Annotated in this window: 12 protein-coding genes; 5 read left to right on the top strand and 7 right to left on the bottom strand. The window is 58.0% G+C overall.

Annotation, left to right across the window (positions count from 1 at the left end; all coding sequences use genetic code 11):
- Positions 1-75 precede the first annotated feature (75 nt).
- The 3 genes from PMI37_RS19940 to PMI37_RS19930 all read right to left on the bottom strand — a co-directional run bounded on the left by PMI37_RS19940 (position 76) and on the right by PMI37_RS19930 (position 1,860).
- Positions 76-1,089, bottom strand: a complete 1,014-nt coding sequence (locus PMI37_RS19940; protein ID WP_008084253.1) for an ABC transporter substrate-binding protein — start codon at positions 1,087-1,089, stop codon at positions 76-78.
- A 127-nt stretch (positions 1,090-1,216) separates the two neighbouring features.
- Entirely contained in the window at positions 1,217-1,414 is a 198-nt protein-coding gene (locus PMI37_RS19935) for a hypothetical protein (RefSeq protein ID WP_008084251.1), read from the bottom strand.
- Positions 1,411-1,860 carry a hypothetical protein gene (locus tag PMI37_RS19930; RefSeq protein WP_177323325.1) on the bottom strand — a complete coding sequence of 150 codons (450 nt, stop codon included), beginning with the start codon at positions 1,858-1,860 and terminating at the stop codon, positions 1,411-1,413. Before PMI37_RS19930 ends, PMI37_RS19935 begins: the two co-directional genes overlap by 4 nt.
- Before the next feature lie 479 nt (positions 1,861-2,339).
- Here PMI37_RS19930 and PMI37_RS19925 point away from each other — a divergent pair, with 479 nt between their 5' ends.
- Positions 2,340-2,561 (top strand): hypothetical protein, encoded by a 222-nt coding sequence (locus PMI37_RS19925; RefSeq protein WP_085989812.1) that lies wholly within the window; start codon positions 2,340-2,342, stop codon positions 2,559-2,561.
- 48 nt (positions 2,562-2,609) lie between these two features.
- On the top strand, positions 2,610-2,846 hold the full coding sequence (locus tag PMI37_RS19920; protein ID WP_007910733.1) for a DUF2789 family protein: 237 nt from the start codon (positions 2,610-2,612) through the stop codon (positions 2,844-2,846).
- 6 nt (positions 2,847-2,852) lie between these two features.
- Here PMI37_RS19920 and PMI37_RS19915 read toward each other — a convergent pair whose 3' ends face one another.
- The 3 genes from PMI37_RS19915 to PMI37_RS19905 all read right to left on the bottom strand — a co-directional run bounded on the left by PMI37_RS19915 (position 2,853) and on the right by PMI37_RS19905 (position 5,403).
- A complete protein-coding gene (locus tag PMI37_RS19915; protein WP_008084245.1) occupies positions 2,853-3,056 on the bottom strand; it encodes a hypothetical protein in 204 nt (67 codons plus the stop codon).
- Positions 3,057-3,169: 113 nt separating this feature from the next.
- Positions 3,170-4,393: a methyl-accepting chemotaxis protein gene (locus PMI37_RS19910; protein WP_443216827.1), complete on the bottom strand. Its 1,224-nt coding sequence runs from the start codon at positions 4,391-4,393 to the stop codon at positions 3,170-3,172.
- Between the two features lie 605 nt (positions 4,394-4,998).
- On the bottom strand, positions 4,999-5,403 hold the full coding sequence (locus tag PMI37_RS19905; protein ID WP_008084239.1) for a TraR/DksA family transcriptional regulator: 405 nt from the start codon (positions 5,401-5,403) through the stop codon (positions 4,999-5,001).
- Between the two features lie 453 nt (positions 5,404-5,856).
- On the opposite strand from PMI37_RS19905, the gene PMI37_RS19900 reads away from it, so the two are divergent.
- The 3 genes from PMI37_RS19900 to PMI37_RS19890 all read left to right on the top strand — a co-directional run bounded on the left by PMI37_RS19900 (position 5,857) and on the right by PMI37_RS19890 (position 8,542).
- Positions 5,857-6,765 carry a MurR/RpiR family transcriptional regulator gene (locus tag PMI37_RS19900; protein WP_008084238.1) on the top strand — a complete coding sequence of 303 codons (909 nt, stop codon included), beginning with the start codon at positions 5,857-5,859 and terminating at the stop codon, positions 6,763-6,765.
- A gap of 62 nt (positions 6,766-6,827) precedes the next feature.
- Positions 6,828-7,433, top strand: a complete 606-nt coding sequence (locus PMI37_RS19895) for a glutathione S-transferase (RefSeq protein ID WP_008084236.1) — start codon at positions 6,828-6,830, stop codon at positions 7,431-7,433.
- Positions 7,434-7,435: 2 nt separating this feature from the next.
- Entirely contained in the window at positions 7,436-8,542 is a 1,107-nt protein-coding gene (locus tag PMI37_RS19890) for a DNA alkylation repair protein (protein WP_008084234.1), read from the top strand.
- A gap of 531 nt (positions 8,543-9,073) precedes the next feature.
- On the opposite strand, the gene PMI37_RS19880 is transcribed toward PMI37_RS19890, so the two are convergent.
- Positions 9,074-9,466: a DUF6124 family protein gene (locus tag PMI37_RS19880; protein ID WP_008084229.1), complete on the bottom strand. Its 393-nt coding sequence runs from the start codon at positions 9,464-9,466 to the stop codon at positions 9,074-9,076.
- Positions 9,467-9,603 lie beyond the last annotated feature (137 nt).

Below are 9,603 nucleotides of genomic sequence, written 5' to 3'. Positions count from 1 at the left end.
GATCTTTTGATCTGTTTTTTTACAGACAGGATCAAAAGATCGCAGCCTGCGGCAGCTCCTACATGAAGCGGTGCGTTAGAGGTTGGTGGATACTTTTTCCGCGACATCCTTCGGCAACCACGCCTGCCACACGTCCGGGTGCGCCTTCATGAACGCGACCGCCGCATCGCGTGGCGCGGTGTGTTTTTCGCTCATCTCGGCCAGCGCCTTGTTCAGCGGCTCGATCGGAAAGTCGACCTTGCTGAAGAACTCGGTGATCTGCGGATATTGCTTCTGAAACGGCGTCGACACGCCAATCGACAGCTTCGACGCCAGCGAGCGCGTGGGTTTCGGATTGGGGTTGTCCGCGTCGGTCAGGGTCTTCCAGGCTTCGGCATCGAACGCGGGTTCTTCCAGCTGCACCAGTTTGAATTTGCCCAGCAGCGGCGTCGGCGACCAGTAGTAGAACAACACCGGTTTGCCGCGACGGATCGAAGAACTGATCTCCGCGTCCAGCGCCGCGCCGGAGCCACTGCGGAAATTGGTGAAGTCATCCTGCAGCCCATACGCGGTCAGCTTCTGTTTGTTGACCACTTCCGAGGTCCAGCCGATCGGGCTGTTGAGGAAACGCCCCTTGCTTGGGTTCTCCGGATCCTTGAACACATCCTTGTATTTTTTCAGATCACTGACACTGCGCAAGTCCGGCGCCAGCGCTTTGATGCCCTTGGCCGGGTCGCCCTTGATCACGTATTCCGGCACCCACCAGCCTTCGGTGGCGCCCTTGACCGTATCGCCGAGGCTGACCACTTTGCCTTCGGCTTCAGCCTTGACCCACACCGGACTGCGCCCCGCCCACTCTTCGCCAATCACCTGAATGTCGTTGTTGGCCAGTGCGGTTTCCAGCGTGATGGTAGTGCCGGGCAACGTGTCGGTCGGCAACCCGTAGCCTTTCTCGACGATGATCCGCAGAACATCCGTGATCAGGCTGCCACTTTCCCAGTTCAGGTCGGCAAAATGGATCGGCGTCTCTGCCGCGACCACCGTTTGCGCTGACGTCAGCAAACCGAATGTGGCCACGCTCGCGGCCAAAAACCGTCGAAATCCGTTCATGCATTGCACCTCGTGCTGTTCACAGCAATAGCAGGATGGCCTGACAGAAGACCGCAAGCCTCTGAATACTCAGTCAACTGACTGTAGCCGAGGTTCCTGCTTTTTCCGGGCCCGAACCCGGACGAGGTTACGAATCAGACTTTTCCTGCAAGCTTTGCAGCTCGCGTCTGACCATGCTGGCGTATTCCGCTGGACGCAACGTGTAGATCTGCGCCGCCACCCAACTTAACCACGCGCCTTGCAACTCGGCCTTCGCAGCGAACAAACGCTGGGCCTCTTCGCGCGCGGTGTCGATGTTTTGCGCATGGAAATCCGCGCGACTCACTCGCTGGCCTTGAAGGTCACCAATTCGCCCTTGCGCCACTTGGCGGCTTTGGCGGTGACGGCTTTGAGGGTCTTGGTCAGGCCTTCCTGCAACTGCGCATGAGCGGCAAACACGGTCACCACGCTATGGCCTTCCTTGAACAGAATCGCGCTGCCGTCAGCCGTCTCGACGAAGGCGTAATCGCCCAGGCCATACACCGTCAGTTTGATTTCGCGAAAACGGATATCCATCTTGCCGCCTTCACGGCTGGGAAGGACCGAGGCGCTGAAATGATCGCCAACCTTGAGCTTGAGCCCCGGTTTGTCATCGACCACCAACGCGCTTTCGGTGTCGATCTCGGCGACGTAAATGCCTTCGGGATTTTGCTCGGTGATGTAAACAAAACGCGACTGGAACAACTTGACCAGCTTTGCGCGCAAATCACCCAGCACGAACAAAGCATGCATATCGAGGTTACTGACTGCCAAAGAAACATCCCCACATCTGAAAAAACCATCCACGGAAAACGCGCACGGCAAAAAAAACGGCCAGGCCGACGGTGCTGCCAAATGACTCAAATAAAAGCCCGAAGTGAGCAGAGTGCTCAATCGATCGCGAGGCTCGTAAGACTACTGGAATGTCACTCGCGAAACTTGCCCCGATGTCGCCAAACCTTGAAGGAAAAATCCTTACTGGCGGACAGAGAAAGCTGACTACGAACTTTAGGGAAAATTCTCACGAAAAAAAGCACTTTTCCGACATATCGCCCGTGAAAAATTGCTTTAGATAAGCCCTGTCGTCAACAGGTACTGGCGATTCTAGAGCAGCAATGCTCATTACGACTACCCGAAACGGCCGGTTAATAGCTGCCGACCGATGAAAAGGACTTCATATGTGCACTCTGACTCACTTTGCCTCACAGCCTGACGCCACCAACCAATCACCGATGACGCTGCATATCAGCTCGCTCAAGAATCCGGCGGAGCCAGTCGACCACTCCAGAAATCCACGTTTTCTGGTGATCCCGGCCGGGACGGCGTTCTTTCATATCCAGGAAATCTCGACCGGCCGCGTAAGAGGTTTCCGCAAGGACCACAACGAAGCCTGCGCCCTCGCCCGCTCACTGGAGTCGAAAATCGAACTCCTGGCGAGTGGCTGCCTCAGATAAAGAGAATGATCGACCGTGCCATTTCGGCATCAACCCAAGGAGCACACGATGGAACTGCCAGCCTACGATCTGAAAACCCTGTTCGACCAACTGGGCCTGCCTTCCGAAGGCAATGCAATCGACGACTTCATCGAAGCGCATCCACTGGACGCCAACACCAAACTGATCGACGCCGACTTCTGGTCGCCGCAACAGGCGCAACTGCTCAAGGAATGGTTACGTGCCGACGGCGAAGAAGCGGTCATGGTCGATGAACTGAACGTACGCCTGCACCGCGGCAAGTAAATCTGATCAGTGCAGGCTGTCACCGGCCTCGGCTTGCAATTGCGCGAGCCAGGCAGCCTTGCACTCTTCGGCCTCGTCGCGACTGGCAAACGCGGTACCGCGGCGCTCACCATTGAGCAACACCACCCAGCAAACGCTTTGCCCCATCGCGCGCAAACCGGCGGGTACACCGCTGCCGATCATCACCGCAACATCGACTCTGCACTGCATGCAGACCTCCCGAAATCATTAGCAACCTAACTAAGTGGTCAGATTAATGCTTTCTGTCGAGAGGAAACAGCAACCGCCGTGCACAGATTCATTGCATCGGCGGTAACAATCGCTCAGCGCGCGCGTTCCGGCTTATAGCCCAGGCGCAAACCACCCCAATGCCGGCCCTTGATCATGATCGGCACCGACAGGTCATGCATCAGCTCACCGGTATCGCGCGTGTATGTTTGCAACAGCACCGGTTGTTGATGGCTGCCGCAACGAATCCCGGTGCGATCGGCGAACTTGCGCTTGGTGCGGTTGTTGACCGCATCGACCTGCGCATCGCCAGTCAACGGCTGACTGAACAGCTGATTATGCGTCGGCACATAACCCTGCTGCGTGCAGGCGATGGCAAACACCAGGCCTTCGTGACGCGGCAACAAAGGCTCCTGAATCGCCGGCAGGATTTGATCGGTATAACGGTCGAAACGGGTTTGATACTTGGGTGGCTGGGTATTGCCGATCGCTTGATACTGGCGATCGAACAGATCTTCGAGGCTGATCCGCCCCTGCTCGACGTCCGCCTCGAAGCGCGCGGCAATCTGGCTCGCACCCTCGCGCGCCAAGTCATAGATGCGCTGGTGATAGTCATCCAGACCGACTTCGGCCAGACGCTCGCTAATCGTTTCGGCCTGCCCTTCCATCTGCACGGCGGCGTCGGCGAGGCGCCGGGTCTGCTGATCGCTGATCGCCAAGTCGCTGCGCATCTGCTCGATCGCCTTGAACAGACTGTCGAGTTGTTCGCGGTTGGTCTCGGCGCCGCGGGCAATCTCGCCCACCTGACCTTCCACCCCGGCGGCCAGTCGCGCGATGTTCTGCAGGTGCTGACCGGTCTGCTCGACCTGCTCGACACCGGTGTGCAGATCGCTGGACAGCTCGCGAATCTGCTCCACCACTTGCGCCGTGCGTTGCTGAATGTCGGCAACCATCTCACCGACCTCGCCCGTCGCCGCCGCCGTCCGCGCGGCCAGGCCACGCACCTCATCCGCGACCACGGCAAAACCGCGCCCATGCTCACCAGCCCGCGCGGCTTCAATCGCCGCGTTCAGCGCCAGCAGGTTGGTCTGGCTGGCGATGGACTGAATCACCAGCGTCACCCGCTGAATGTCATCGCTGCGCACGCTCAAGGCTTCGATCAGTTCACGGCTGGCATTGGCGCGCTGGCTGAGCTGGTGCATCAGCGCAATCGAATCGACCAGTTCGCTACGCCCGGCCGCACTGCTGTGATGCGCCTCGCTGGCGGCTGCCAACGCTTCACGGCTGAGCTGCGAGGTGGCGTGTTCGGTGGCGATCATCGCCTCGGCGTTGCTGACGATCTGCGCCGCCGCATCGAGTTGCGATTCGAGTTTGCTGGCCAATTCCTTGACCGAAAACGCCACGCCCGCTGCCGACAACGCGTTATGGCTGGTGGTGTAGGAAAGGTCGCGGGTCAGTTCAGACATTGCGCTGCCGGTGTCGGCAGGCGGTACAGCGGGGACGGCTCGGGAACGCAGGCGCGGCAGCCAGACAATCAGCACCGCCAACGGCATACCGAGGTAAAGCGACCACTCACCCAGCGTCATGCCGGCCAGCAACAACATCAGGGCGATGCTTTGCAGGGTCGGAGCGATCCAGCGGTTTTTCGGCAAAAGCACTGGTGCAGGCAGAGCCCCAACCAGAGATCCATCTCTCGTCATATCAACACCCCACGCTTGTTCTCATTGTTGTGACTGCATTAAACGCCACTACAACGCCATTATCCATGGTCCGTTAGTCGTGGGCTCTGCAGCAGGTCAATGAACCGCGTGGAAATATCACAGACGACAAAAAGCAAAGATCGCAGCCCCAACAACCCCTGTAGGAGTTGCCGAAGGCTGCGATCTTTTCCAGGCGCCCCTATTCAAGGGGTCACCCCACAGAATCAGGCCTGACGCTGGTGCTTGTCGATCTGCTCGTGACGCTCTTGAGCTTCGATGCAGTACTTGGTGGTCGGGCTGATCAGCAGGCGCTTCAGGCCAATGGCCTCGCCGCTGTCGTCGCACCAGCCAAAACTGTCTTCCTTGATGCGCTCAAGGGCTTGTTCCAGTTGCGGCAGCATGCGCTGGTCGCGATCGATCGCGTTGACCAGCCAAGTGCGCTCTTCTTCAACCGAAGCCGCGTCCGCCGGGTCAGCCGGGGTGTCCAGGCTTTCGATGGCGATACGATTTTGCTCAATGCGCTCATGGGTTTCGACTTTCATGTTCTGCAACAGCTCAGTGAAGAAAGCGTGTTGCTCGGAATTCATGTAGTCATCTGCCGGCATGGCCAGCAACTTGTCCTTTGTCATTGATATCTCTATAAAAAAACGTGCATTAAGGCGAAATAGGGAGCGTTCCGGCGAACCGTGTCCGGTCGACGAAAAGGCATCGTTTATTGCAAACGCCACCCGGCACTCAATTTACGAGGGGCGGCAGTCTAAGGCCCGTTTGAGGCCTCAGCAACTGTAAATACAGGGAATTTGTCCGACAAAGCCCGGAAACTGCTCTGACACGAGCTTCACAGCGGTCATCGGAGTGCGTTTATAGCAAGAAATTCAGTCGAGTGGAGGTATATAGAAGACAAACGGCTAAACCAGCCGCAACCCGCCGCAACCCGCCGCAACATTTTCATGAACCGGGTGCATCGTTTCAGCACAGCAGAGCCGGCGAAGGCCTCCTAATATCAGCCGCAACCTAGCACTTTGTGGTGAGGAAGCAACCTCCCTCGCCACAGGTTGATCGACCAGCCCGAAGGATACTTTATGCCCCGCCCCGATCTGCCGGCTCACGAAGAGCGCCCGCTCGCCAGCCCTCCGATCAATGCCGAGCGCCTGCTGCAGCTGATCACCGAGCAATACGAAGCCCTGCCGCGCCAGCTCAAACGCGTCGCCAGTTACATGAGCCAGCAGAGCGACCGGATCATGGTCGACCGCATCAGCGACATCGCCCGCGAATGCGAAGTGCATCCGTCGGCCATCGTGCGCTTCTCGCAGCGCTTCGGTTTCAGCGGCTTCAGTGAGATGCAGGCGCTGTTCCGCACCGCCTACACCCACAAAGCCTCACCGGTGCAGAACTATCAGCAACGCATCCGCAGCATGATCGCCAACCAGTCGCAGCAAGCCAGTGACGGCGACCTCGCCCGTGAATGCATCGACGCCACGCGCTCCGGCATCGAACGCCTGGGCCGCGAACTCGACGACGTCGCCTTCGAAAAAGCCGTCGACCTCATCGTCAATGCCGACAACATCTACGTCATCGGCGTGCGCCGCTCCTTCGCCGTCGCCGATTACCTCGTTTACAACTTGCAACACACTCACAAGCGCATTCACCTGGTCTCGGGTCTCGGCGGCAGCTATCGCGAGCAGATGCGCAGCGTGCGCGCCAACGACCTGGTCATCGCCATCAGCTTCACCCCCTACGCCAAGGAAACCCAACACTGCCTGCGCTACGCCCGCCAGCAGCAGGCCAACACACTGATCCTCACCGACAGCCACCTCTCGCCCCTGGCCAAACGCGCGAACAGCGTCTTGCTGGTCAACGAAGGCAGCGCCCTCGCCTTTCGTTCACTGAGCGCCACGTTGTGCCTGTGCCAAGCGTTGTTCGTGGCAGTGGCCTATCGCCTGGAACTGAATGTCGATGAGATTCACGAACAAGCGGGATTCGACGACTGACAATTGCTTCAAGCTCGGCTAGGTTATGCCTACCCCACCGGTTCGACTTGAAGGAACGCGTCATGAAACTGATCGGCATGCTGGACTCCCCGTACGTGCGTCGCGTGGCGATCTCCGCCAAACGCCTGGGCATCGACCTCGAACACGAGTCAGTCTCGGTGTTCCGTCACTTCGAACAATTCCAGCAAATCAACCCGGTGGTCAAAGCGCCGACGCTGATCCTCGACGACGGCGTGGTCCTGATGGACTCGACACTGATCCTCGACTACCTCGAAGCCAGCGTCAGCAAAAGCCTGCTACCGGCCGACCTCAAACAACGCGCCCACGCCCTGCGCCTGATCGGCCTCAGCCTCGCCGCCTGCGAAAAAGCCGTGCAGCTCTATTACGAGCGCAACCTGCGCCCGGCCGACATTCAATACCAGCCGTGGGTCGAACGCGTCGAAGGCCAACTCGCCGCCGCATTCACCGCCCTCGAACAAGAACTCGCGCAAAACGGCCTGCCCACCGACGGCACCCTGACCCAGGCCGGCATCAGCCTCGCCGTCGCCTGGAGCTTCACCGACCTCGTCGTCCCCGACCAGATCGACACCCGCCGCTACCCCCACATCGCCCAATACACCGCCTACGCCGAAACGCTCGAAGCGTTCGTCAGCACGCCGATGACCTGACCATGAGCAACACCGACACCGCCGCCACGGCGTTAAAGGAAATCTTCAACGCCGAACGCCTGCGCCATATCGCTGAGGAAATGAGCGCCGTGTATCCCGCGTTCAAGGCCAAGGCGTTTCTAAAACAGGCTCAGGACGGACTCGCTGAATTATCAGTGATGCAACGCATGGCGCGAGTCAGCGAAAGCCTGCATGCCGTGCTGCCGCTGGGTTACGAAGATTCACTCGACGTACTTTTCCAGCTAGCACCACGGCTGAACAGTGGATTCGTCAGCATGTGCCTGCCGCACTACGTGGCGAGCTACGGCGGGCACGCGTTTGACACCTCGATGCAAGCGCTGAAGTACTTCACCACTTTCGGCTCATCCGAATTCGCCATCCGCCACTTTCTGCGCAGCGACCTGGAACGCTCGCTTGAGCTAATGCACGACTGGGCGCAAGACGACAACGACCACGTCCGCCGCCTGGCCAGCGAAGGCAGCCGCCCTCGCCTGCCTTGGTCGTTTCGGCTGGAAGCGGTACAAGCCAATCCTCAGTTGGCTGCCGGGATACTGGACCGGCTGAAGGCCGACGACAGCTTGTACGTGCGCAAGTCCGTGGCGAACCACCTGAATGACGTCACCAAAGAGCACCCGGAATGGGTGCTGGATGTGATTGAGGGGTGGTCGCTGGAGAATAAGCACACCGCGTGGATTGCCAAGCATGCGTTGCGGAGTTTGATCAAACAGGGGGACGTGCGCGCGCTGACGGTGATTGGCGCGGGGTCGAAGGCTGAGGTTGAGTTGCTGGATGTGCGGGTTGAACCGGCGGTGGTGCGGTTGGGCGAGACGATTACGTTGTCGTTTACAGTGAAGTCGACCGTGCCGGTGGAACAGCGGTTGGTGATTGATTATGCGATTGACTATGTGAAGGCGAATGGCGGGGTATCGGGGAAGGTTTTTAAGTTGAAGACGTTGGAGTTGGCGGGGTTTGGGAGTGAGGTTGTGGCGAGGCGGCAGGTGATTCGGGACTTTACGACGCGCAAGCATCATGTTGGGCGACATGGGGTTCGGGTGATGGTTAACGGGGAGGTGTTGGCCGAGGTAGGGTTTGACATCGTCTTAGGTTGATGGGTTTGAACGACTGAGGGGTGGGCATGCTTTCTTGAATGTGGGTTGACTGATGAAATGCGTTTTGGCTATTCGAATGATTCGCAAGGTGCCAGATTTATTTTTTGAATCTTAAGCTATGCAGATCTATCTCTGCATAGTTCCCCACCTCGCTGTTGTACAGAAAAATCGAGGACACACTCAGCTCAACTTGTAAAAACTCAACAAGCATTCTAAGACTGCGACTTGCAGGCATAGAAGTCGGCCATACTACCATTGCTTTACCGAGTTCATCATCGTAAGTCCTAATATGAAACTCATTCATTTCACTCCGAATCACATAGTTGAACCCGCGGTACTCATACCCCAAATCCGGGTCAACATCATCAAATCGTGCAGCTCTTTCAATTCTCAAAGCAGTCTCCTGAAAGGGGGACGGATTTATTTTCAGAAAATAAGTCGGTCTCGTTTGATTCTCTGGTTTTGTGGCTAAGGGAGGTTCGCGCCTGATCGGGAGCAAGCTCCCTCGCCACAGATTGTTGATCGCCCAGCCTATTTCAGTCCGCTGACGGGCTCTGAAACTGGCTGCTTCAGTTCAACGTTATCCAACGCCTTGTTGACCGCCAATTCCCCCAACATCACCACTTGAGCGATGCCTTGCAAGGTGTGGCGGTTCGGCCCGTCCAGTGTTCCGGCGAAATCGCCGAGCATCACCGTTGCCGATGCGAGGGACTCGCAGGCGTTTGCCAGTAATGACTCGGTGTCGGTTTGCGGGTTGACCATGAACATGCTGCTGGGGCTGTAGGGCTCGGGTTTGGTCGTGCCTGCTGGTAAAAGGTAATGATCGAGGGCGCGTTCTGCGGCTTCGTGGAGCTTTCTTGAGTTTAGGGATTCGTAGGGGGATATCGGATCTGTGACCGCTGATTGGGGTGTGGTTTCAGGCATCTGGAACTCCAAGCGAGTACCCATCGGTACTGCGAAAAAATGAACATCCTGTAGGAGCTGCCGAAGGCTGCGATCTTTTGATCTTGCCTTTGATTGTAAAAAAGCAGATCAAAAGATCGCAGCCTGCGGCAGCTCCT

Source organism: Pseudomonas sp. GM80 (assembly GCF_000282515.1).
Lineage (GTDB): Bacteria > Pseudomonadota > Gammaproteobacteria > Pseudomonadales > Pseudomonadaceae > Aquipseudomonas.
This window is presented reverse-complemented; position numbering and strand designations above follow the sequence as displayed.

Bases quoted from the DNA above. Each gene is read 5' to 3' on its own strand.
- PMI37_RS19940 (WP_008084253.1), bottom strand. From the start codon at position 1,089: ATGAACGGATTTCGACGGTTTTTGGCCGCGAGCGTGGCCACATTCGGT.
- PMI37_RS19930 (WP_177323325.1), bottom strand. From the start codon at position 1,860: ATGCATGCTTTGTTCGTGCTGGGTGATTTGCGCGCAAAGCTGGTCAAG.
- PMI37_RS19925 (WP_085989812.1), top strand. From the start codon at position 2,340: ATGACGCTGCATATCAGCTCGCTCAAGAATCCGGCGGAGCCAGTCGAC.
- PMI37_RS19920 (WP_007910733.1), top strand. From the start codon at position 2,610: ATGGAACTGCCAGCCTACGATCTGAAAACCCTGTTCGACCAACTGGGC.
- PMI37_RS19915 (WP_008084245.1), bottom strand. From the start codon at position 3,056: ATGCAGTGCAGAGTCGATGTTGCGGTGATGATCGGCAGCGGTGTACCC.
- PMI37_RS19910 (WP_443216827.1), bottom strand. From the start codon at position 4,393: ATGATCGCCACCGAACACGCCACCTCGCAGCTCAGCCGTGAAGCGTTG.
- PMI37_RS19905 (WP_008084239.1), bottom strand. From the start codon at position 5,403: ATGACAAAGGACAAGTTGCTGGCCATGCCGGCAGATGACTACATGAAT.
- PMI37_RS19900 (WP_008084238.1), top strand. From the start codon at position 5,857: ATGCCCCGCCCCGATCTGCCGGCTCACGAAGAGCGCCCGCTCGCCAGC.
- PMI37_RS19895 (WP_008084236.1), top strand. From the start codon at position 6,828: ATGAAACTGATCGGCATGCTGGACTCCCCGTACGTGCGTCGCGTGGCG.
- PMI37_RS19890 (WP_008084234.1), top strand. From the start codon at position 7,436: ATGAGCAACACCGACACCGCCGCCACGGCGTTAAAGGAAATCTTCAAC.
- PMI37_RS19880 (WP_008084229.1), bottom strand. From the start codon at position 9,466: ATGCCTGAAACCACACCCCAATCAGCGGTCACAGATCCGATATCCCCC.